Raw genomic sequence first — 22397 nt, 5'->3', positions numbered from 1 at the left:
ACTGCCGAACCAGAGCCCATACCGCCTGTCAGACCGTCTAGGCTCAGACAACTCAAAGCTCGCTCGAGGTCTTATCGATGACTCAAGAACCACTTGTTCGCGAAGCAGAGGTGGCCGCATTCCGCGACGCCGTCTTGACCAAACTCACCTACGCGGTGGGCAAAGACCCGGACCACGCCTTCGACCACGACTGGTTCGAAGCCATTGCCCTGGCAGCGCGCGACCACATGGTCGAGCACTGGATGGACCACACCCGGCAGATCTACCGCAAAGGGCAGAAACGGGTGTACTACCTGTCCCTGGAATTTCTCATCGGCCGCTTGCTCTACGACAGCCTGAGCAACCTCGGCCTGCTCGACGTCGCCCGCGAAGCGCTGACCGAGCTCGGCGTCGACCTCGAACGCATCCGCCTGCTGGAGCCCGATGCGGCGCTGGGCAACGGCGGCCTCGGTCGTCTGGCCGCCTGCTTCATGGAAAGCATGTCGACCCTCGGCATCGCCGGCCACGGCTACGGCATTCGTTATGAGCACGGTTTGTTCCGCCAGGCCATCGTCGATGGCTGGCAGCAGGAGCAGACCGAACACTGGCTGGATTTCGGTAACCCGTGGGAGTTCGAACGGCCAGAGGTCGTGTACCCGATCGGCTTTGGCGGCAGCGTCGAAACTGTCACCGACGATACGGGCAAGTCCCGGCAAGTCTGGACTCCGGTGGAAACCGTGCGGGCGATTGCCTACGACACCCCGGTGGTCGGCTGGCGCGGTGCCAGCGTCAACACCCTGCGCTTGTGGCGCGCCCGCGCCGTGGAAGATTTGCACCTGGAACGCTTCAACGCCGGTGACCACTTGGGCGCCGTGGCCGAAGTCGCCCGGGCCGAAAGTATTTCCCGCGTGCTTTACCCGGCGGACAGCACCGAAGCCGGCCAGGAACTGCGCCTGCGCCAGGAATACTTCTTCGTCGCCGCGTCCCTGCAGGATTTGCTGCGCCGCCATCGCAACATGCACACCTCGGTGCTGACCCTGGGTGACCACGCGGCGATCCAGCTCAACGACACTCACCCATCAATCGCCGTGGCCGAGCTGATGCGTCAGTTGGTCGATGTCTACGATGTCGCGTGGGATGCCGCGTGGCAGGTCACGGTCGATACGCTGTCGTACACCAACCACACGCTGCTGCCGGAAGCGCTGGAAACCTGGCCGGTCGGCTTGATGGAACGCATGCTGCCACGACACATGCAGATCATTTACCTGATCAACGCCCAGCACATCGATTCGCTGCGGGCCAAAGGCATCCACGACTTCGACGTGCTGCGCGCGGTGTCGCTGATCGAGGAAGACAATGGCCGCCGCGTGCGCATGGGCAACCTCGCATTCCTCGGTTCCCACAGCGTCAACGGTGTATCCGCATTGCACACGCAACTGATGCGTAAAACCGTGTTCTCCGAACTGCACAAGCTCTACCCGGAACGGATCAACAACAAAACCAACGGCATCACGTTCCGCCGCTGGCTGTATCAGGCCAACTCCGAACTGACCTCGATGCTGGTCGATGCGCTGGGTCCTGACTTGCTGGATAACCCGGAAGAGCGCTTGCTCGATCTGCAGCCGTTCGCCGAGAAACCCGCGTTCCGCAAGGCCTTCGCCGAACAGCGCCTGCACAGCAAGAAAGCCCTGGCGTACCTGATTCACGAACGGCTGGGCATCGCGGTCAACCCGGCGGCGATGTTTGACGTGCAGGTGAAAAGGATCCACGAATACAAGCGCCAGTTGCTCAACCTGCTGCACACCGTCGCGCTGTACCAGGCGATTCGTGCCGAGCCGGAAATCGACTGGGTGCCGCGCGTGAAGATCTTCGCCGGCAAGGCCGCGGCGAGTTATCACCAAGCCAAGTTGATCATCAAGCTGACCAACGACATCGCCCGGGTGGTCAACAACGACCCGACCGTGCGCGGCTTGCTCAAGGTGGTGTTCCTGCCCAACTACAACGTCAGCCTGGCGGAGAGCATCATTCCGGCGGCGGATTTGTCGGAGCAGATTTCCACCGCCGGTTTCGAGGCGTCGGGCACCAGCAACATGAAGTTCGGCCTCAACGGCGCGCTGACCATCGGCACCCTCGATGGCGCCAACGTCGAAATGAGCGAGCGCATTGGCGTGGAGCACATGTTCATCTTCGGCCTCAGCGCGCAACAGGTCGAAGCGCGCAAGCAGAACCATGAGTTCAACGCCGCGCCGGACATTGCCGCGTCCCATCGCCTCAACGACGTGTTGCAAGCGATTCGCGGCGGGGTGTTCTCGCCGGATGATCCGTCGCGCTACACCGGGCTGATCGATTCGCTGATCGACTACGACCGCTTCCTGGTCTGCGCCGATTTCGACTCCTATTGGGACGCACAGATGCGCGTTGAAGCGCACTGGCATGACTCCCAGGCATGGTGGCGGTCGGCGGTGCTGAACACGTCGCGGATGGGCTGGTTCTCGTCGGATCGGACGATTCGTGAGTACGCGACCGATATCTGGAAGGCTTTGGAGTAACTTTTAGCAATAATTGCGAGCAAGGCCCAACGTACGTTGGGCCGGATCGATATACTAAGCGTCAGTTTTGCCGGATGTTTCAGTGGCGTCTGCGCGAACGCTTTCGCGGGCAAGCCTCGCTCCTACAGGTTTTGCGTGTGCCATGGATTGGGCCACGACACATAACCTGTAGGCGCGAGGCTTGCCCGCGAAGACGTCAGCACAGACGACGCCAGGCTTCTGGACTTGCCCGCCAATGGGCCGCTTAGGGATATCGACCATGCAATGGATTTTCATGCTGATTGGCTTGGTGCTCGGCTGGGTACTCGATGAGTCACTCAGCGATGCGCTGTTGGGCGGGTTGCTCGGGTTGGGCATTGGCCAGGCCATTCACATTGCCCGTTTGCACGCGCAAGCGGCCCGGCACCATCAACTGCTTGAGCAGACGCAGGTTGCGCTCAATACGTTGCTGCAACGGGTCAGGACGCTAGAGGCGTCCGGCGTCATGCCGCCGCACGCCACGCCAGCCGAAGCCGCTCAGGCTGACGTCAGCGAACCCGTCGCCACCCCCGAATTCATCCTCGACGACGTTCACCTCGACATCCCCGTCAAAGCCCCCGCCCAATCCCCGGAACTGGTGTGGACACTTCCGCCCGAACTCCAATCGATCACCGCCACCCCCACCGAGGCCAGCCGTCCGCTGCCCGCCGATGTCTGGACCCCGGAGCCGGTCGCCCGTGAACCGCGTCAACCGGCGGCCCCACGCGAACCTAATGTGTTCGACCGCGCGATCATGGGCGCGCGCAACTGGCTGTTCGGCGGCAACACCGTGCTGCGGGTGGGCGTGGTGCTGTTGTTCCTCGGTCTGGCCTTCCTGCTGCGCTACGCCACTGAAGGCATGGTGGTGCCGATCGAGATGCGTTACGCCGGGGTTGCCGCCAGTGCCCTGGGCTTGCTCGGTCTGGGCTGGTGGCTGCGCCATCGCAACAGCCAATACGCGCTGATGTTGCAAGGCACCGGGATTGCCGTGTTGTACCTGACGGTGTTCGCCGCCATGCGCTTGCATCCGCTGCTCGACCCAACGGCAGCCTTGGGCTTGCTGGTGGCGGTGACGGTGTTCTCGGCGATCCTGGCGATCACCCAGGATTCCCTGGCCCTGGCCTGCGTCGCTGCACTGGGCGGTTTCGCCGCGCCGATCCTGACGTCCACCGGCTCCGGTAACCACGTCGCGTTGTTCAGCTACTTCGCGCTGCTCAACACCGGCATCCTCGCCATCGCCTGGTTCAAGGCCTGGCGTCCGCTCAACCTGATCGGTTTTGTCGGCACCTTCGGCATCGGTTTCGCCTGGGGGGTGCGCTCCTACACGCCGGAACTGCTGTGGAGCACCGAACCGTTCCTGATTCTGTTCTTCCTGATGTACCTGGGCATTGGCCTGCTGTTTACCCGGCGCAAGCTGTTGGAGATGACCGACGCGCCGGAAGACGACAGCCGTCAGGCGTTGCTGCATTGGTCGGCGCGCAAGGGCGATTACGTTGACGGCACGATGCTGTTCGGGCCGCCGCTGGTGGGTTTCGGCTTGCAGTTGGCGTTGGTCCAGCATCTGGAATTCGCCGCCGCGTTCAGTGCGTTGGCGCTGGGCATGCTCTACATGGGCCTGGCCCGCTTGCTGATGGGCGGTCGCGCGTTGCTGCTGGCGGAAACTTGTCTGGCGCTGGGCGTGATCTTCACCAGCCTCGCGATCCCCTTGGGCCTCGACGCACGCTGGACCGCTGCCGCCTGGGCCGTGGAAGGCGCGGGGATTTTCTGGCTCGGCCTGCGTCAGCAACGGCCGCTGGCCCGGGCTTTCGCCTTGCTGCTGCAACTGGGCTCGGCGCTGGCCTTTCTCAGCGAATTGCAGCCCGGCGAAGGCAGCCTGTTGGACGGTTCCTGGCTCGGCGCGCTGATGCTCGGCGTGGCGTTGCTGTTCAGTTTCTACCAATTGCGCCAGGCCCCGCCGGAGCAGACTTGCGCCTGGGAACGCCAGGGCTTGCCGGTGTTGACATGCCTGGGCCTGACTTTCCTGTACCTGCTGGCGCCGTTGTTTTTCCTGACCCACGGCACCGCGATCAGTTGGGCGCTGGCCGGGCTGGCGACGCTGTTCGTCGGCCTGCGCCTGCAATCGCGCACGTTCCTGTTCACCGCGTTTGCCGTGCAATTGCTCGGCGGCGCGTTGTTCCTGCTACGGCTGAAAGGGGCGAGCGGCGATTCGGCGGCGGTGCTCAGCGCGGGCTGGAGCGGATTGCTCAGCGCCTCGCTGATCGGTCTGGCGTTGATCGGCGGCATGTTGCTGGCGGCTCGCGACGAGATGGTGCGCAACGATCCTCGATTGCTGCGCGGCTTGTCAGTGATCCTGCTGGCGGGTCTGGTGCTGATCAACCTCGCGGTGCTGTTCGTGCTGCCGTGGCAAACCGCGAGTGCGGTGTGGGCTGCCAGCGGGTTGTTCATCATCTGGCTGAGTCTGTACCTCAAGCAGCGGGTGAGTTTTGTCTTTGGCCTGCTGTTGCAGGTGATCGGTGGCGCGGCGTTCCTGTTCGCCGGGCCGGACCTTCTGGGGCCGCTGGCCAGTGAAGGCTTGAAGCCGCTGGCGCATAGCGGTTTCTGGACACCGTTGGTGCTCGGCCTGGCCGCGTTGGTCGGTGCGTGGCGCTTGCAAGTGGGCAATCATGCGTCGGCGTTTGATGCGCTGAGCCTGAATCGCTTGTCCGAATTGCTCCTGATGTGGGGCGCGGGCTGGTGGACGTTGGCGTGGCTCAGCGAAGTGCTGCGCTTTGCCCCGCTGAATCTGCAAGCGACCTTGCTGCTGGCCGTCGCGGCGCTGAGTGTGGCGCTGTGGACGGTGTTGGCGCTGCGCCTGAAATGGTCGGCGCTGGGCTTGCTCTGCACCTTGCTGATTCCGGCGGCGGGCCTGGTGCTGGTCGCCGCATGGCAGTCGCGTTATCACCCGGCGGCCAACTTCGGCTGGCTGGTGTGGGCGGCGGTGTTCGTCGTGCATTTCATCTCCCTGCGGCGCCTGGCGCCGATGCTGCCGGCACGCGCCCTCAGCACCGCCCATGTGCTCGGCTGCTGGCTGTTGCTCGGTGTGCTGGCCCTGGAGCTGCGTTATGGCTTGCTGCTGTTGTCCGAGCAGTACAACGCCTGGCGCTGGTTGGGCTGGGCGATTCTGCCGAGTCTGTATCTGGTGCTGGCTGCCGCGCCGCGTGCGTGGCCATGGCCGGTGTCGGCGTATTCCCGCGAGTACCGTGTTTACGCTGCGGCGCCGTTGGCGTTGTTGATGCTGGGCTGGTTCTGGCTGGCGAACGGCGTCAGCGACGGCACCGCCGAGCCGCTGCCGTACGTGCCGCTGATCAACCCGCTGGAATTGGGCCTGCTGTTCGCGCTGTTCGGGGTTTACGTGTGGTCGCGTAGCGCCGTGACGCAATTTGCCCTGCCGAAGGTGTACGCCGAGAACGCCACGCAGCTGATCGCCGGGGCTTCGTTGTTCGTGTTTTTCTCCGCCGTGGTCACGCGCACCGCGCACCATTGGGGCGGCGTGCCATTCGAGCTGGATCAACTGCTGGTGTCGATGCAGGTGCAGGCCGGTTTGTCGATCGTCTGGACCTTGATGGCGCTGGGCTTGATGATCGGCGGCCATTTGCGCCATCGCCGTGAGGTCTGGCTGATCGGTGCCGCGCTGATCGGGCTGGTGGTGGCCAAACTGTTCTTTGTCGAATTGAGTAACCGTGGCGGACTCGCCCGGATCGTCTCGTTTATCGGCGTGGGCGTGTTGCTGTTGGTGGTGGGCTATTTCGCCCCGTTGCCACCCAAGCGCGCCGAAGCCGAGCCGGAGCCTGAAAAACCGGCCCCTGAAACCGAAGGAGTGTCGTCTTGAGTCAGAAGCTGAACCTGGGGTGGTTGGGCGCTGTTGCGCTGGGCGTGGCGATGTCGGCCAGCGCCCTGGAAAAACCGTCGGACTTCAGCACCCAAGTGCCGTTGTCCGTGAGCGGCGAGGGGCCGTGGTATCGCCTCGAACTGCCGCTGAGCGTGCAACTGAACGCACGACAGACCGATCTCAGCGACGTGCGCGTGTTCAACGCGGCCGGTGAGCCCCAGGCCTATGCCTTGGCCCGGGAAACCGCGCAGTCCGCCGAAAGCCGTACCACCACCGACGTGAAATGGTTCCCGCTGTACAGCTCGGCAGATGCCACCGAACGTGCGCCGAGTGTGCGGGTGCAGTCGAGCGCCAACGGCACGCTGGTGGAAGTGCAGCCGTCGACTCAACTGGAGGCGGGCGAAGAAGTGTTGCGCGGCTGGTTGCTCGATGCCAGCGGGATCAAGGCGCCGTTGCAGCAGTTGATCCTCGACTGGACCAGCGAGCGCGAAGGTTTCCAGCGTTTCAGCATCGAAGCCAGCGACGACTTGCAGCACTGGCAGTCGTGGGGCGAAGGCCAGGTGGCGCGGCTGTCGTTTGCCGACGAGCGGGTCGAGCAACATGAAGTCGGCCTGCCGGGGCAATCGGCACGCTATCTGCGTTTGCTGTGGAACGCCCCGCAATCGGCGCCTACCTTGACCTCCGCACAACTGGAAAGCGCCAGCACCCGCAGCCTGCCGCTGCCGTTGGTCTGGTCGCCACCCTTGGCCGGCAGCAGCGCGAAGGCCGGTGAATACACCTGGCAATTGCCGATGGGCCTGAATCTCGAGCGAGTGCAGATCGAGTTGAATCAGCCTAACAGCCTGGCGCCAGTGACCTTGTCCGGGCGCCGCGAGAGCAGTCTGCCGTGGCAGCCGCTCAGTGGCGGTTTGCTGTATCGCCTGAACCAGAATGGTCAGGACGTGGTGCAGAACGAATTACAGCTGTCGGGGCAAACCGTGCAGCAATTGAAACTGACGGTGGACGAGCGCGGTGGCGGCTTGGGTGCTGAGGCGCCGAGCGTGAAATTCGCGGTGCGCTCGACGCAAGTGGTGTTCCTGGCCCGTGGCGCCGGGCCGTATACCCTGGCGCTGGGCAATGCCACGGTGAAGACGGCGAACCTGCCGCTGTCGACGTTGATTCCGGATTACAGCGCGGCGAAGTTTGCGTCGTTGGGCAAGGCCTCGGTCGAGGGCGGGGCGGTGGTCACGGTCGCGCCCCCAGCGGTGGCGGCGGCGACGGCGGACACCCACTGGAAGAAATTCGGGTTGTGGGCGGTGTTGTTGCTCAGTGTGCTGTTTTTGGCGGTGATGGCGTTCAGTCTGTTGCGCAAGCCGCCGGTCAAACCTTGAGAATGGCCGGCGCTGCGCGCCGTTCGCGGGCAAGCCTCGCTCCTACAGGTTCGCGTCGTGCCAATTTCCGCGAACGACACAAAACCATAGGAGCAAGGCTTGCCCGCGATGGCGTCCTTGGAGTCAGCAAAAATCTTGAAACCGCCATTTGATCTGGTCGGTTTCGAACTACGCTCAACCCCGCACATGAACTCTATTGGGCGTATCACGTCTGATAGGAGGAAATACGCCCCGACTCGCGTTAAACTGCGCGGGTTTTTAGCCCCCCATTCCACCGGAGCCTTCCATGTCCCGCGTTACCCTGAGTCGCTATTTGATTGAGCAGACCCGTAGCAATAACACCCCTGCCGATCTGCGTTTCCTGATCGAAGTGGTGGCGCGTGCTTGCAAAGAGATCAGCCACGCCGTGTCCAAAGGCGCCCTCGGTGGTGTTCTGGGCAGCATGGGCACTGAAAACGTCCAAGGCGAAGTGCAGAAGAAGCTCGACGTGATCTCCAACGAGATCCTGCTCGAAGCCAACGAATGGGGCGGTCACCTGGCCGGCATGGCGTCCGAAGAAATGGACAATGCCTACCAGATCCCGGGCAAATACCCGAAAGGCGCGTACCTGCTGGTTTTCGACCCGCTGGACGGTTCGTCGAACATCGACATCAACGCCCCGGTCGGCACCATCTTCTCGGTGCTGCGTTGCCCGAACGAATACCTGAGCCAGAACGAAGCGCTGAACGAAAAAGCCTTCCTGCAACCAGGTACCGAGCAAGTTGCCGCCGGTTATGCCATCTACGGCCCGCAAACCATGCTGGTACTGACTCTGGGCGACGGCGTGAAGGGCTTCACCCTGGACCGCGAAATGGGCAGCTTCGTGCTGACCCACGAAGACATCCAGATTCCGGAATCCACTCAGGAATTCGCGATCAACTCGTCTAACCAGCGTCACTGGGAAGCGCCGGTTCAACGCTACGTCAGCGAATTGCTGGCCGGCGATGAAGGCCCGCTGAAAAAGAACTACAACATGCGCTGGGTGGCCGCGATGGTTGCCGATGTGCACCGCATCCTGACCCGTGGTGGCCTGTTCATGTACCCACGTGACAGCCGCGAGCCCTCCAAGCCGGGCAAACTGCGTTTGATGTACGAAGCCAACCCGATGTCGTTCCTGGTCGAACAGGCCGGCGGCGCGTCCACCGATGGTCACCAGCGCATCCTCGACATCAAGCCCGATGGCCTGCACCAGCGCGTAGCGGTGTTCCTCGGCTCGAAAGAAGAAGTCGCCCGTGTCACGGCTTACCACAAGGAATAAACCATGACCGCGCCCTGGCAGCCGTTGCTCGAATGGTGGTTCGGAACCCTCGAATCCCCCAACGACATAGCGGCTGACAGAGGCAAGTTGTGGTTCGGCAAGCGCGATAGCCAGGACCGCGAAGCGCGCGAGCGTTTCGGGGACTGGGTCGAGCAGGCACTGGCCGGCGGTTTGACCGAGTGGGCGCAACGCCCCGAAGGTTGGCTGGCCTTGGTGCTGCTCCTCGACCAACTCCCGCGAATGATCTTTCGCGACACCCCCAAATCCTTCTCCGGTGACCTCCGGGCCCAAGCCCTGGTGGCGCAAGGTATTGCTGCGGATTTTGATCGGCAGTTACGACCGATCCAGCGGGTATTCATCTACCTGGTGTTTGAGCATTGCGAGAATTTGGCGGTGCAGAATGAGGCGGTTTCGCGGTTTATCGCGTTGGTTGATGAACAGCCAGAAGCGGATCGCGCGGTGTTCGCCGATAACCTGGACTATGCCGAGCGGCATCAGAAGGTGATTGCGCGGTTTGGACGGTTTCCCCATCGCAATGCGGTGTTGGGGCGCGAGTCTACGGCTGAGGAGATTGAGTTTCTTTCGGGGCCTGGGTCCAGGTTCTGATTCTTTGTTGTGGCTGATGCCGTCTTCGCGGGCAAGCCTCGCTCCTACAGGTGGCGCGCTGTTCAAAATGCAGCGCTGATCCTGTAGGAGCGAGGCTTGCCCGCGAAGGGGCCCGCAAGAACGATCTAGATCCTGAAACTACCCACCAACTGCTTCAACCGCGCCGCCTGCTGTTCAAGGTCCGAGCACGCACGCAACGTCGCCTGCAAGTTCTCCACCCCTTCCTGGTTCAGGGTGTTGATTTCGGTGATGTCGACGTTGATCGATTCCACCACGGCGGTCTGCTCTTCGGTGGCGGTGGCGACGGATTGGTTCATGCCGTCGATTTCGCCGATGCGCTGGGTCACGCTGCCCAGGCGTTCGCCGGCCTGGTTGGCGATGCCGACGCTGCTTTCGCTCTGGCGCTGGCTGTCGGTCATGGTGCTGACCGCTTCCCGGGCGCCGACTTGCAGTTCTTCGATCATCTTCTGCACTTGCTGCGCCGAATCCTGGGTGCGGTGGGCGAGGTTGCGCACTTCGTCGGCCACGACCGCGAAACCGCGTCCGGCTTCACCGGCGCGGGCGGCTTCGATGGCGGCGTTCAGTGCCAACAGGTTGGTTTGCTGGGAGATGCTGGTGATCACTTCCAGAATCTGCCCGATGTTCACCGTGTTGCTGTTGAGCGTTTCGATGTTGCCGCACGAATCGCTGATCTTCGCCGACAGCTGCTGCATCGCGGCGATGGTTTTATCCACCACTTGCTGACCGTCTTCGGCCAGGGCGCGAGCGTCGCTCGAATGCTGGGAGGCGAGGGCGGCGTTCTGCGCAATTTCCTGGGCGGCGGCCCCCAGTTCGTTGATCGCCGCGGCGACGCTGCTGGTGCGCGAGGCTTGCTGGTCGGAGTTGAACATCGACGAGTTCGACGCCGCCACTACGCGCAGGGCGACTTCGTTGACCTGGCCGGTGGCCGAGGCCACTTCGCGGATCGAGGTGTGGATCCGCTCCACAAAACGGTTGAACGAGGTACCCAGGGCGCCGAATTCATCGTGGCCGTGGATGGTCAGGCGTTTGGTCAGATCGCCTTCACCCTCGGCGATGTCATGCATCGCGCGGCCCATGGTCAGCAGCGGTTGCATCAGGAAGCTGATCAGCATGCCCAGCAGCGCGATGATGATCACCACGGCGATGACCATGGCGATGATCGCCGAGGTGCGGAATTCGCTGAGCATTGCGAACGCGGTGTCCTGATCCAGCACCAGTGCCACGTACCAATCCGCCGACGGCACGCCGTTGACGTGGGTGAAGGAGATGAACTGCGACTTGCCGTCGACCTCGACTTCTTTCATGCCCGGGCTGACCCGTGGCGCACCGTTCGGGTAGGCCTCGGCCAGGGTTTTGAGCACCAGTTTACTGTCCGGGTGGATCAGTATCTTGCCGTCGGCGCTGACGATAAAGGCATGGCCGTGACCGCCGAAGTTCAGCGAGTTGATGATCGCGCTGACGCTGGACAGATCAATGTCCGCGCCGGCGACGCCGATCATCTTGTTCTCGTGCTGCACCGGCGTGGCGACGGTGATCACCAGTTTGCCCGACGACGCAGCGATGTAGGGTTCGGTAACGATGGTTTGCCGCGCGCTGTCGGCCGCCTTGTACCAGCCACGGGCGCGAGGGTCGTAGTCGGCGGCGCGGTTGCCCGCCGGGATCGAGGTCATCACGCCTTCGGTGCTGCCGAAGTAGCTCAACTGGAAGTTGCCGGTGTAGGCCGGCAGGTCGATGGCGCGTTTCAGGCTGGCCGGGGCGCTGCCGTCCACGGCGATCTGTTGCGACAGCGATTGCAGCAACTGGATGCGCGCTTCCAGCCAGGTCTGGATGTTGCTGGTGGTAAGGCTACCGAGTTCCTGCATCGAGGATTCGGTACTGCTGCGCAGGGTCTGGCGCTGGCGGTAGTCGTTGAAGAGGATGAAACAGGCGAATGCAACGGCCACTACGAGGGCGGCAGCCAACAAAATCTTGTGGCTGAACTTCATGTTTCTGGTCATTAGGTGAACTACCGCAAAAGGGCTGGTCAACGAGGGAGCGGCAATTTGCCACAGTAGCGGGCTTTGCGCTGCCTCTATTTCGACTGACCAACGCCAAAGATTAGGCGTTATTCAGCAAAAACCGACGAATTGCCCAACGGCGCGAGAAAGTCGCTGATTTATCGGCGAAAGGCAGACGAGCGGCCCAACAAATAGCCGGGCAGTCGGGGAACCAGATGGGGGTTTTCTCTTCTAAGCTTCAGCTTGGCAGCCATGCCATTCCCCCTTCGCCCCAGGAGCTACACCATGTCGCTGCGATCTTTCGCCTTGCTCTCGTTCTGCGTGTTGTTGGTCGCGTGCAGCAAGGTCAATCAAGAGAACTACTCCAAGCTGTCGGCCGGCATGCCCAAGGCCGAGGTTGAAACCTTGCTGGGCAAACCCGCCGATTGCTCGGGCGCGCTTGGGATGTCCAGTTGCACCTGGGGCGACAAAAACAGCTTTATCAGCGTGCAGTACGCCGGTGACAAAGTGCTGATGTTTTCTGGCCAAGGCCTGAAGTAAACCGGGGCTACGCGCCCGCGGGAGAAAAACAATGAAGCGGTTATTGATAGTACTTTTTGCCGGCCTGGTATTGGCCGGCTGCGCCTCTTCTGGCGTAGATCCGTTGGCACCCAAGACAGCCAACAGCGTCAATCTCAAGAAATACCAGGGGACCTGGTACGAGTTGGCCCGGCTGCCGATGTATTTCCAGCGCAATTGCGCGCAATCCGAAGCGCATTACACGCTCTTGCCTGACGGTAATGTGGCGGTGCTCAACCGCTGCCTGACCCCGGATTGGCAGTGGGAAGAAGCCAAAGGCACGGCCTGGCCGCAGGTGCCGGGCAAGACCGACAAACTGTGGGTCCAGTTCGATAACTGGTTTTCGCGTTTGATTCCGGGTGTGGCGAAGGGCGAATACTGGGTGCTGTACGTCAGCGACGACTACAAGACCGCTATTGTTGGCGACCCGAGCCGCAAGTACCTGTGGCTGCTGTCACGGACCCCGACCGTCAACGGTGTGGTGCGTGAAGAACTGCTGAGCAAGGCGCGGCAGCAGGGTTACGACACGACGCGGCTGATCTGGCGAGCGTCGGATACGAAGATGGCCAAGACCTCGAACTGATCACTCGGCTACTGATCGTTCCCACGCTCTGCGTGGTAATGCCTCAACGGACGCTCCGCGTTCGGCTTTGGAATGGGACGCGGAGCGTCCCGGCTGCATTCCCACGCAGAGCGTGGGAATGATCGGTCAGGGATTATCCGAGAAGATCGCGCAGGACCTGGGTGAACGCGCGGCTGCTTTCTTCTTCGCCGGCATGACGCCCATCCCGCACAACCCACTGGCCGTTGACCAGCACATCGCGCACCTGGCGATCGCCGCCAGCAAACAGCCAGCGATTCAGAATCCCGTCGCCACTGGCTGTCGCCAGGTACGGATCGTTGCCGTCGAGCACCAGCCAATCCGCACGCTTGCCGACTTCCAGTGCGCCGATCGGCTGCCCCAACGCCTGAGCACCGCCATCCAGCGCCGCGTCGTACAGCGTGCGGCCGACCATCGGCTGATCCGCGCCATACAAGCGATTGCGCCGCTGATCCCGCAACCGCTGGCCGTATTCCAGCCAACGCAATTCTTCCACCACGCTCAACGACACATGGCTGTCGGAACCGATGCCCATGCGCCCGCCCTGAGCGAGGAAGTCCACCGCCGGGAAAATCCCGTCGCCGAGGTTGGCCTCGGTGGTCAGGCACAGGCCGGCGATGGCGCGACTCTTGGCCATCAGCGTGACTTCTTCCGGGTTGGCGTGGGTCGCGTGGACCAGGCACCAGCGCTGATCGACTTCGGTGTTTTCGTACAGCCATTGCAGTGGGCGACGACCGCTCCAGCTCAGGCAGTCATCGACTTCCTTCTGCTGTTCGGCGATGTGAATGTGCACCGGGCACTGCTTGTCGCTGGCGGCCAGCACGTCGCTGATCTGCTGCGGCGTGACGGCGCGTAACGAGTGGAAACACAGCCCCAGCGACTGCGCCGGTTGCTGCGCCAGGATCGGCTGCAAGCGCGACTGAAGCGTGAGGTAGTTTTCGGTGCTGTTGATAAACCGGCGCTGACCGTCGTTCGGGGCCTGGCCGCCGAAACCGGAATGGCTGTAGAGCACCGGCAGCAAGGTCAAACCGATGCCGGCCGAGCTGGCGGCCTGGCTGATGCGCAGCGCCAGTTCGGCGGGGTCGGCGTAAGGCTGGCCATTGGTGTCGTGGTGCACGTAATGAAATTCCGCGACCGAGGTGTAACCGGCCTTGAGCATTTCGATGTACAGCTGACGGGCGATGACGCCGAGTTGGTCGGGGCTGACTTTTCCGACGAGGCGATACATCAAGTCGCGCCAGGTCCAGAAACTGTCGTTCGGATTACCCGCCACTTCGGCCAATCCGGCCATCGCCCGTTGGAAGGCGTGGGAGTGCAGATTGGGCATCCCCGGCAGCAGCGGACCGCTTAGCCGTTCGGCGCCATCTGCATTGGAATCGGCCTGGATATGGGTCAATACGCCGTCGGCGCTGACCTCAAGACGTACATTGTTGGCCCATCCACTAGGCAGCAGCGCGCGTTCGGCAAAGAAGGCGGACATGGTTCAGCACCCCATCGTGTGTTATTTGTATATACATATACAGACGTTTGCCTGCTCGGTAAACTCCGGCAAGCTAGCAACCCTTATCAAACGAACAAGGATTAACCGTGCCGACTCCGCCTGCAGTGTCACCGTTGGCCGCGAACATGGGCGACAGTCCGGCGCCCTTGTACGCCCGCGTCAAACAGATGATCACCCAGCAAATCGACAGTGGAAACTGGCCGCCGCACTACCGCGTTCCGTCGGAAAGCGAGCTGGTCAGCCAACTGGGTTTCAGCCGCATGACCATCAACCGCGCCCTGCGCGAGATGACCGCCGACGGCCTGCTGGTGCGCATGCAAGGTGTCGGCACCTTCGTCGCCGAGCCGAAAAGCCAGTCCGCGCTGTTTGAAGTGCACAACATCGCCGACGAAATCGCCTCCCGTGGCCATCGTCACACTTGTAAGGTCATCACCCTCGAAGAAGAGGCCGCCGGTTCCGAGCGCGCGTTGGCCCTGGACATGCGCGAAGGGCAACGGGTGTTCCACTCGTTGATCGTGCATTTCGAGAACGATATCCCGGTGCAAATCGAAGACCGTTTCGTCAACGCGCTGGTCGCCCCGGATTACCTCAAGCAGGACTTCACCCTGCAAACGCCTTACGCCTATTTGAACCAGGTTGCGCCGCTGACCGAAGGCGAGCACGTGGTCGAGGCGATTCTCGCCGAGGCGTCCGAGTGCAAGTTGCTACAGATTGAAAAGGGCGAGCCGTGCCTGCTGATCCGCCGCCGCACCTGGTCCGGCCGCCAGCCCGTGACCGCCGCCCGTTTGATCCACCCCGGTTCCCGTCATCGTCTGGAAGGTCGGTTCCATAAATGAGTGAGATGAAAGTTTTACGCGCCAAAGATTACCCGCGCATGCCGTGGAAAAACGGCGGCGGCAGCACGGAAGAAATCACCCGCGATGCGGGTACCGGCCTTGATGGTTTCGGCTGGCGCCTGTCGATTGCCGATATTGGTGAGTCGGGCGGCTTCTCGACATTCGCCGGCTACGAGCGGGTGATTACCGTGCTGCAAGGCGACGGCATGACCCTGCGCGTTGACGGCCAGGACACACGGCCGTTGTTACCGCTGGACCCGTTTGCCTTCAGCGGCGAGAGTCAGGTGTCGTGCACCTTGCTCGGCGGACCGATTCGCGATTTCAACCTGATTTATGCACCGCAGCGCTATAGCGCGCGGTTGCAGTGGCTGGAGGGCGAGCAGCGGTTTTTCAGTTCGGCGGGGACTGTGCTGGTGTTCAGTGTCACCGAGGCGTTAGAAGTGAAAGTCGGTAACAGCGACGCACAACTGGGGCGCCATGATTGCCTGCAACTCGACCGCAATACCGGCCTGCTGGAAGTCTGCGTCAGCGGCCAATGCTGCGTGATCGAACTGATCGCCCGCTGATCCAACTGTTTAGAACATCTCTGTGGCGAGGGGGCTTGCCCCCGTTGGGTGGCGAAGCCGCCCTCGATGTTCGCATCAAATTTTGCGACTGCTGCGCAGTCGAACGGGGGCAAGCCCCCTCGCCACAAAAAGCGGTCCCTCCTGTTCCCCGAAGCGCACCACTTTGTTACCGAACGCCCCAGCGTGGCGCAAAACCACGCTCAAGTAACAGCCGCCACGCCCACGCAAAATCCCCGCGAAAAATTTCATCATCCTCAAAACCCTTGATCTACAAGCTTTCCAGTCCTCCAGAAACTTTTCTTGAATGCCCATCCAACAAGTTGGCCGCTTGATTGCATATGCTTGTATGTACAAGTAAAGACGTATGCGTATGAGTCGACCGAGACTCCTCGCAGCGTCCACTGATTCGCTTGTGGCGCTGTGACGCGCACAGGCTGGCTTGCCCACCGCCAGGGTTGGTTTGAATTGATCGCTGAGGAGTCTTTTTCGTGACTGACAATAAATCTACGACCGCTTCTTTCACAAAGCATCGTGACGTCGAAATCCGCGCTGCCCGCGGTAACAAGCTGACCGCCAAGAGCTGGCTGACTGAAGCGCCGCTGCGCATGTTGATGAACAACCTCGACCCGGAAGTCGCCGAGAACCCTAAAGAACTGGTGGTTTACGGTGGTATCGGGCGTGCGGCGCGTAACTGGGAGTGCTACGACAAAATCGTCGAAAGCCTGACCAACCTGAACGACGACGAGACCCTGCTGGTGCAATCCGGCAAGCCGGTCGGCGTGTTCAAGACCCACACCAATGCACCGCGCGTGCTGATCGCCAACTCCAACCTGGTGCCGCACTGGGCGAGTTGGGAACACTTCAACGAACTCGACGCCAAAGGCCTGGCCATGTACGGCCAGATGACCGCCGGCAGCTGGATCTACATCGGCAGCCAGGGCATCGTCCAGGGCACCTACGAAACCTTCGTCGAAGCCGGTCGCCAACACTACAACGATGACCTGAAAGGTCGTTGGGTCCTGACCGCCGGCCTCGGCGGCATGGGTGGCGCTCAGCCTCTGGCTGCTACCTTGGCCGGCGCCTGCTCGCTGAACATCGAATGCCAGCAGGTCAGCATCGATTTCCGCCTCAACAGCCGTTACGTCGACGAGCAAGCCAAAGACCTCGACGACGCCCTGGCCCGCATCGAGAAATACACCAAAGAAGGCAAGGCGATCTCCATCGCGCTGCTGGGCAACGCGGCGGAAATCCTGCCGGAACTGGTCAAGCGCGGCGTGCGCCCGGACATGGTCACCGACCAGACCAGCGCCCACGACCCGCTCAACGGTTACCTGCCAGCCGGCTGGACCTGGGAAGAGTACCGCGCTCGCGCCAAGACCGAGCCAGCCGCTGTCGTCAAAGCAGCCAAGCAATCCATGGCCGTGCACGTCAGAGCGATGCTCGACTTCCAGAAAATGGGCATTCCGACCTTCGACTACGGCAACAACATCCGTCAGATGGCCCAGGAAGAAGGCGTCGAGAACGCCTTCGACTTCCCAGGCTTCGTACCGGCGTACATCCGTCCGCTGTTCTGCCGTGGCATCGGTCCATTCCGTTGGGCTGCACTGTCTGGCAACGCTGAAGACATCTACAAAACCGACGCCAAGGTCAAAGAACTGATCCCGGACGATGCCCACCTGCACAACTGGTTGGACATGGCCCGCGAGCGCATCAGCTTCCAGGGTCTGCCGGCACGTATCTGCTGGGTTGGCCTGGGCCTGCGTGCCAAGCTTGGCCTGGCGTTCAACGAAATGGTGCGTAGCGGTGAATTGTCCGCGCCAATCGTGATCGGTCGCGACCACCTGGACTCCGGTTCGGTGGCCAGCCCGAACCGCGAAACCGAGTCGATGCAGGACGGTTCCGACGCTGTGTCCGACTGGCCACTGCTCAACGCTCTGCTGAACACCGCGAGCGGCGCGACCTGGGTTTCCCTGCACCACGGCGGCGGCGTCGGCATGGGCTTCTCCCAGCACTCGGGCATGGTGATTGTCTGCGACGGTACCGACGAAGCGGCCGAGCGTATTGCCCGCGTGCTGCACAACGACCCGGCGACCGGCGTGATGCGTCACGCCGATGCGGGTTACCAGATCGCGATCGACTGCGCCAAGGAACAGGGCCTGAATTTGCCGATGATTACCGGCAAATAAAACGGGCTGGCTTAACGCAATACCTGTAGGAGCGAGGCTTGCCCGCGAAGGCGTCATAACTGACACACCGCGGTGCATTCTTCGCGGGCAAGCCTCGCTCCTACAGGGATTCCACTAACACCGACAACAATCCACAGAGGTTGAATCATGGCTGTTAACACCGATCGTGCAAGCAACAAACCGTTGATCGAGAAACGTTCGATCGACTACATCCCGGAAGCGGAAAGACACGGTCGTCTGTTAAGCCAGTTCACCCTGTGGATGGGTGCCAACCTGCAAATCACTGCGATTGTCACCGGGGCCTTGGCCGTGGTGTTGGGCGGTGACGTGTTCTGGTCGTTGATCGGTTTGCTGATCGGCCAATTGCTCGGCGGCGGTGTGATGGCGTTGCATGCGGCGCAAGGACCGAAGCTTGGCCTGCCGCAGATGATCTCCAGCCGGGTGCAGTTTGGCGTGTATGGCGCCGCGATTCCGATCGTGCTGGTGTGCTTGATGTACCTCGGTTTCACCGCAACCGGAACCGTGCTGTCCGGCCAGGCGCTGGGCCAGTTGTTTGGCGTCAGCGACAGCGCCGGCATTCTTCTTTTCGCCAGTGTCATCGTGCTGGTCACGGTACTCGGTTATCGAGTGATCCATTGGATCGGCCGTATTGCCAGTGTCATTGGTGTGATTGCTTTTGTTTATCTGTTCAGCCGTCTGATGAGCCAGGTTGATGTTGGCGCACTGTTGCAAATCCGCCACTTCAGCTGGAGCAGTTTCTTGCTCGCGGTATCGCTCGCGGCGTCCTGGCAGATCGCCTTCGGCCCTTATGTGGCTGACTACTCTCGCTACCTGCCGAGCAAGACGTCCTCGGTGAAAACCTTTTTCGCCGCAGGCGCAGGTTCGGTCATTGGTGCGCAGGTTGCGATGGTCCTCGGCGTGTTCGCTGCCGCATCGGCCAACGGCCAATTCGCCGGCCACGAAGTCGCCTACATCGTGGGCCTGGGCGGTACCGGTGCCACCGCGGCGCTGCTGTATTTCAGCATCGCATTTGGCAAGGTCACCATCTCCACGCTGAACTCCTACGGCAGCTTCATGTGCATTGCGACCGTCATCAGCGGCTTCCGTGGTGATCTGAAAGTATCGCGCTTGCAGCGTCTGGTCTTCGTGCTGGTGATCGTCGGTGCCGCGACCCTGATGGCGTTGCTCGGTCAGCACTCGTTCCTCGGTGCGTTCAAGTCCTTCATCCTGTTCCTGCTCGCGTTCTTTACGCCCTGGAGCGCGATCAACCTGGTGGACTACTACTGCATCACCCGCGAGCGCTATGACGTACCGGCGCTGGCCGATCCGAACGGTCGCTACGGCCGTTGGAACATCCTTGGCATCAGCGTCTATGTCTTCGGTGTGCTGGTGCAATTGCCGTTCATCTCCACCAAGTTCTACACCGGTCCGCTGGTCGCGGCCCTGGGTGATGTGGATATTTCCTGGATCATCGGCCTGGTGATTCCCGCCGCGCTGTATTACGTGTGCGCGAAAAAATGGCACAGCGCAGTACCTGATCACCTGATTCTGCCAGTCGAGCAGGACAGCGATGCAGCACCTATAAAAAGCGGGGCCGGTCGCGCTGCGGCGCAGGCCTGACGGGATGTGGACAGGGCTTGGATGCCTCTTGACTGCCGTAAGCCAACTCATGATTAGGAGCGTCACTACAATGAAATCGAACAAGACCCTGCTGACCACATTGCTTTCCATGGGCCTGCTCGCCAGCGCCGGCGCCACCCAGGCTGCCGGTTGGTGCGAATCGGGCAAACCGGTGAAATTCGCCGGCCTGAACTGGGAAAGCGCCATGCTGCTGACCGACGTGCTGCAAGTCGTGTTGGAGAAAGGCTACGACTGCAAGACCGACAGCCTGCCGGGCAACTCCATCACCATGGAAAACGCCCTGAGCAGCAACGACATCCAGGTGTTCGCCGAAGAGTGGGTTGGCCGCAGCGAGGTCTGGAACAAGGCCGAGAAGGCCGGCAAAGTCGTCGGTGTCGGCGCTCCAGTGGTGGGCGCAGTCGAAGGCTGGTACGTGCCGCGCTACGTGATCGAAGGCGACGCCAAGCGCAAGCTGGAACCCAAGGCACCGGACCTGAAAAACATCGCCGACCTGGCCAAGTACGCCTCGGTGTTCAAGGATCAGGAAGAGCCGTCCAAGGGCCGTTTCTACAACTGCCCGGCCGGCTGGACCTGTGAACTCGACAACAGCGAAATGCTGAAAAGTTATGGCCTGGAAAGCACCTACACCAACTTCCGCCCAGGCACCGGCCCGGCGCTGGATGCGGCCGTGCTGTCGAGCTACAAGCGTGGTGAGCCGATCCTGTTCTACTACTGGTCGCCAACCCCGCTGATGGGCCAGGTGGACCTGGTCAAACTCGAAGAGAAGCCAGGCGTCGACAAGCGCGTGACCATCAAGGTCGGCCTGTCCAAGGTGTTCCACGAGCAGGCCCCGGAACTGGTGGCCGTGCTGGAAAAGGTCAACCTGCCAATCGACCTGCTGAACCAGAACCTGGGGCGCATGACCAAAGAGCGGATCGAATCGCCAAAACTGGCCAAGATCTTCTTGAAGGAACATCCTGAAGTCTGGCACGCATGGGTGAGCGACGACGCAGCCAAGAAAATCGACGCGGCCTTGTAGGTTGAGCCTCTCCGACTGCTGGCGACGGCAGTCGGACGCTTGATCGCAACCCCTTGATTGAGAGTCTCTTATGTTTCCCGAAAGCTTTACCTTTTCCATCGCCGACTGGGTCAACAGTTGGGTCGATTCGCTGGTCACCAACTACGGCGACGTGTTCCGGCACATCTCCGACACCCTGTTGTGGGCCATCGTCAATCTTGAAGGCATGCTGCGTGCGGCGCCGTGGTGGCTGATGCTGCTCATCGTGGCGGGCGTGGCCTGGCACGCGACCCGTAAAGTCGTGACCACGGCGGTGATCGTCGGCCTGCTGTTCCTGGTCGGCGCGGTCGGCCTCTGGGACAAGCTGATGCAAACCCTGGCGCTGATGATGGTGGCGACGATCATTTCGGTGCTGATCGGCATCCCCCTGGGCATTCTCTCGGCGCGCAGCAATCGCCTGCGTTCGGTGCTGATGCCGCTGCTGGACATCATGCAGACCATGCCGAGTTTCGTGTACCTGATCCCGGTGCTGATGCTGTTCGGCCTGGGCAAGGTCCCGGCGATTTTCGCCACGGTGATCTACGCCGCACCACCGCTGATTCGTCTGACTGACCTGGGCATTCGTCAGGTCGACGGCGAAGTGATGGAAGCGATCAACGCCTTCGGTGCCAACCGCTGGCAGCAACTGTTTGGCGTGCAACTGCCGCTGGCCCTGCCGAGCATCATGGCCGGGATTAACCAGACCACCATGATGGCCCTGTCGATGGTGGTGATTGCCTCGATGATCGGTGCCCGTGGCCTGGGCGAAGACGTGTTGGTGGGGATTCAGACCCTCAACGTCGGACGTGGCCTTGAAGCCGGTCTGGCGATCGTGATTCTGGCAGTGGTGATCGACCGCATTACGCAAGCGTACGGTCGGCCACGGCATGAGGTGAGCAAATGAACGACGCAACCGTGAGCAAAATCGAAGTCAAAAACGTCTTCAAGATTTTCGGCAACCGTTCCAAGGAAGCCCTGGGCATGATTGGCCAGGGCAAGACCAAGGATCAGGTGCTGGCCGAAACCGGCTGCGTGGTCGGCGTGAACGATTTGTCGTTGAGCATCGGCACCGGTGAGATCTTCGTGATCATGGGCCTGTCCGGTTCCGGCAAATCGACGTTGGTGCGTCACTTCAATCGCCTGATCGATCCGACTAGCGGCGCGATCCTGGTGGACGGCGTGGACATCCTGCAATACGACATGGAAGCCCTGCGCCAATTCCGTCGCCACAAGATCAGCATGGTGTTCCAGAGCTTCGGCCTGCTGCCGCACAAGACCGTGGTCGACAACGTCGCCTACGGCCTGAAAGTGCGTGGCGAGAGCAAGCAAATGTGCTCCGAGCGTGCGCTGCACTGGATCAACACCGTGGGCCTCAAAGGCTACGAAAACAAATACCCGCACCAGCTCTCGGGTGGCATGCGCCAACGTGTGGGCCTGGCCCGCGCCCTGGCGGCAGACACCGACATCATCTTGATGGACGAAGCGTTCAGCGCCCTCGACCCGCTGATCCGTGCCGAGATGCAGGACCAGTTGCTGGAACTGCAAAAGACCCTGCACAAGACCATCGTCTTCATCACCCACGACCTCGACGAGGCCGTGCGCATCGGTAATCGCATTGCGATTCTCAAGGATGGCCGGTTGATTCAGGTCGGCACGCCGCGAGAGATCCTGCATTCGCCGGCGGATGAGTATGTTGACCGCTTCGTGCAGCGGCGGGCTGCGGTGGTTTAACAGTCGATCGTTCCCACGCTCTGCGTGGGAATGCAT

16 protein-coding genes and 1 pseudogene are annotated in these 22397 nt (G+C 61.7%); 14 read left to right on the top strand and 3 right to left on the bottom strand.

Translation table 11 applies throughout. The features are described 5' to 3' along the window. Positions 1–77 precede the first annotated feature (77 nt). The 5 genes from ACZ89E_RS20805 (at position 78) to ACZ89E_RS20785 (ending at position 9687) form a co-directional block, all read left to right on the top strand. Positions 78–2528, top strand: coding sequence for a glycogen/starch/alpha-glucan phosphorylase (locus ACZ89E_RS20805; protein ID WP_149659116.1), 2451 nt, complete (start codon positions 78–80; stop codon positions 2526–2528). A 259-nt stretch (positions 2529–2787) separates the two neighbouring features. Beyond that, the gene (locus ACZ89E_RS20800) at positions 2788–6414 is read left to right on the top strand and encodes a DUF2339 domain-containing protein (protein WP_476256360.1); all 3627 of its coding nucleotides are present in this window, start codon (positions 2788–2790) and stop codon (positions 6412–6414) included. Beyond that, a complete protein-coding gene (locus ACZ89E_RS20795; RefSeq protein WP_476256359.1) occupies positions 6411–7784 on the top strand; it encodes a DUF3999 domain-containing protein in 1374 nt (457 codons plus the stop codon). Before ACZ89E_RS20800 ends, ACZ89E_RS20795 begins: the two co-directional genes overlap by 4 nt. 286 nt (positions 7785–8070) lie before the next feature. Next, positions 8071–9081, top strand: coding sequence for a class 1 fructose-bisphosphatase (locus tag ACZ89E_RS20790; RefSeq protein WP_149659120.1), 1011 nt, complete (start codon positions 8071–8073; stop codon positions 9079–9081). A gap of 3 nt (positions 9082–9084) precedes the next feature. Beyond that, a complete protein-coding gene (locus ACZ89E_RS20785) occupies positions 9085–9687 on the top strand; it encodes a DUF924 family protein (RefSeq protein WP_476256358.1) in 603 nt (200 codons plus the stop codon). Between the two features lie 125 nt (positions 9688–9812). On the opposite strand, the gene ACZ89E_RS20780 is transcribed toward ACZ89E_RS20785, so the two are convergent. Further along, positions 9813–10577, bottom strand: a complete 765-nt coding sequence (locus ACZ89E_RS20780; protein ID WP_371927683.1) for a methyl-accepting chemotaxis protein — start codon at positions 10575–10577, stop codon at positions 9813–9815. Positions 10578–10670: 93 nt separating this feature from the next. After that, positions 10671–11693, bottom strand: a pseudogene (locus ACZ89E_RS20775) (HAMP domain-containing protein); the annotation flags it as partial. 297 nt (positions 11694–11990) lie between these two features. Here ACZ89E_RS20775 and ACZ89E_RS20770 point away from each other — a divergent pair. Together ACZ89E_RS20770 and ACZ89E_RS20765 are read left to right on the top strand one after the other, a co-directional pair. Beyond that, positions 11991–12245, top strand: coding sequence for an outer membrane protein assembly factor BamE (locus tag ACZ89E_RS20770; protein ID WP_149659123.1), 255 nt, complete (start codon positions 11991–11993; stop codon positions 12243–12245). A 31-nt stretch (positions 12246–12276) separates the two neighbouring features. After that, a complete protein-coding gene (locus tag ACZ89E_RS20765; RefSeq protein ID WP_149659124.1) occupies positions 12277–12846 on the top strand; it encodes a lipocalin family protein in 570 nt (189 codons plus the stop codon). A 133-nt stretch (positions 12847–12979) separates the two neighbouring features. Here ACZ89E_RS20765 and ACZ89E_RS20760 read toward each other — a convergent pair whose 3' ends face one another. Further along, positions 12980–14344, bottom strand: a complete 1365-nt coding sequence (locus ACZ89E_RS20760; protein WP_476256357.1) for a formimidoylglutamate deiminase — start codon at positions 14342–14344, stop codon at positions 12980–12982. Positions 14345–14490: 146 nt separating this feature from the next. Here ACZ89E_RS20760 and hutC point away from each other — a divergent pair, with 146 nt between their 5' ends. From hutC to ACZ89E_RS20725, 7 genes are all read left to right on the top strand, one after another. Beyond that, complete coding sequence (hutC, locus tag ACZ89E_RS20755; protein WP_154505298.1) at positions 14491–15201, top strand: histidine utilization repressor; 711 nt, start codon at positions 14491–14493, stop codon at positions 15199–15201. Then, positions 15198–15767, top strand: coding sequence for a HutD/Ves family protein (locus ACZ89E_RS20750; RefSeq protein WP_149659126.1), 570 nt, complete (start codon positions 15198–15200; stop codon positions 15765–15767). Before hutC ends, ACZ89E_RS20750 begins: the two co-directional genes overlap by 4 nt. A 488-nt stretch (positions 15768–16255) precedes the next feature. Continuing rightward, positions 16256–17953, top strand: coding sequence for a urocanate hydratase (gene hutU, locus ACZ89E_RS20745; RefSeq protein WP_149659128.1), 1698 nt, complete (start codon positions 16256–16258; stop codon positions 17951–17953). A 147-nt stretch (positions 17954–18100) separates the two neighbouring features. Next, the gene (locus ACZ89E_RS20740; protein WP_476256356.1) at positions 18101–19573 is read left to right on the top strand and encodes a purine-cytosine permease family protein; all 1473 of its coding nucleotides are present in this window, start codon (positions 18101–18103) and stop codon (positions 19571–19573) included. Between the two features lie 70 nt (positions 19574–19643). After that, positions 19644–20612, top strand: coding sequence for an ABC transporter substrate-binding protein (locus ACZ89E_RS20735; RefSeq protein WP_476256355.1), 969 nt, complete (start codon positions 19644–19646; stop codon positions 20610–20612). Between the two features lie 70 nt (positions 20613–20682). Then, on the top strand, positions 20683–21534 hold the full coding sequence (locus tag ACZ89E_RS20730; RefSeq protein ID WP_133837848.1) for an ABC transporter permease: 852 nt from the start codon (positions 20683–20685) through the stop codon (positions 21532–21534). Further along, complete coding sequence (locus ACZ89E_RS20725) at positions 21531–22361, top strand: quaternary amine ABC transporter ATP-binding protein (RefSeq protein WP_054054680.1); 831 nt, start codon at positions 21531–21533, stop codon at positions 22359–22361. Before ACZ89E_RS20730 ends, ACZ89E_RS20725 begins: the two co-directional genes overlap by 4 nt. Positions 22362–22397 lie beyond the last annotated feature (36 nt).

It is taken from the genome of Pseudomonas sp. TE3899, from assembly GCF_056279105.1.
This window is presented reverse-complemented; position numbering and strand designations above follow the sequence as displayed.

Coding starts and splice junctions, on each gene's coding strand:
- ACZ89E_RS20805 (WP_149659116.1), top strand. CDS start 78: ATGACTCAAGAACCACTTGTTCGCGAAGCAGAGGTGGCCGCATTCCGC.
- ACZ89E_RS20800 (WP_476256360.1), top strand. CDS start 2,788: ATGCAATGGATTTTCATGCTGATTGGCTTGGTGCTCGGCTGGGTACTC.
- ACZ89E_RS20790 (WP_149659120.1), top strand. CDS start 8,071: ATGTCCCGCGTTACCCTGAGTCGCTATTTGATTGAGCAGACCCGTAGC.
- ACZ89E_RS20785 (WP_476256358.1), top strand. CDS start 9,085: ATGACCGCGCCCTGGCAGCCGTTGCTCGAATGGTGGTTCGGAACCCTC.
- ACZ89E_RS20780 (WP_371927683.1), bottom strand. CDS start 10,577: ATGTTCAACTCCGACCAGCAAGCCTCGCGCACCAGCAGCGTCGCCGCG.
- ACZ89E_RS20770 (WP_149659123.1), top strand. CDS start 11,991: ATGTCGCTGCGATCTTTCGCCTTGCTCTCGTTCTGCGTGTTGTTGGTC.
- ACZ89E_RS20765 (WP_149659124.1), top strand. CDS start 12,277: ATGAAGCGGTTATTGATAGTACTTTTTGCCGGCCTGGTATTGGCCGGC.
- ACZ89E_RS20760 (WP_476256357.1), bottom strand. CDS start 14,344: ATGTCCGCCTTCTTTGCCGAACGCGCGCTGCTGCCTAGTGGATGGGCC.
- hutC (WP_154505298.1), top strand. CDS start 14,491: ATGGGCGACAGTCCGGCGCCCTTGTACGCCCGCGTCAAACAGATGATC.
- ACZ89E_RS20750 (WP_149659126.1), top strand. CDS start 15,198: ATGAGTGAGATGAAAGTTTTACGCGCCAAAGATTACCCGCGCATGCCG.
- ACZ89E_RS20740 (WP_476256356.1), top strand. CDS start 18,101: ATGGCTGTTAACACCGATCGTGCAAGCAACAAACCGTTGATCGAGAAA.
- ACZ89E_RS20735 (WP_476256355.1), top strand. CDS start 19,644: ATGAAATCGAACAAGACCCTGCTGACCACATTGCTTTCCATGGGCCTG.
- ACZ89E_RS20730 (WP_133837848.1), top strand. CDS start 20,683: ATGTTTCCCGAAAGCTTTACCTTTTCCATCGCCGACTGGGTCAACAGT.
- ACZ89E_RS20725 (WP_054054680.1), top strand. CDS start 21,531: ATGAACGACGCAACCGTGAGCAAAATCGAAGTCAAAAACGTCTTCAAG.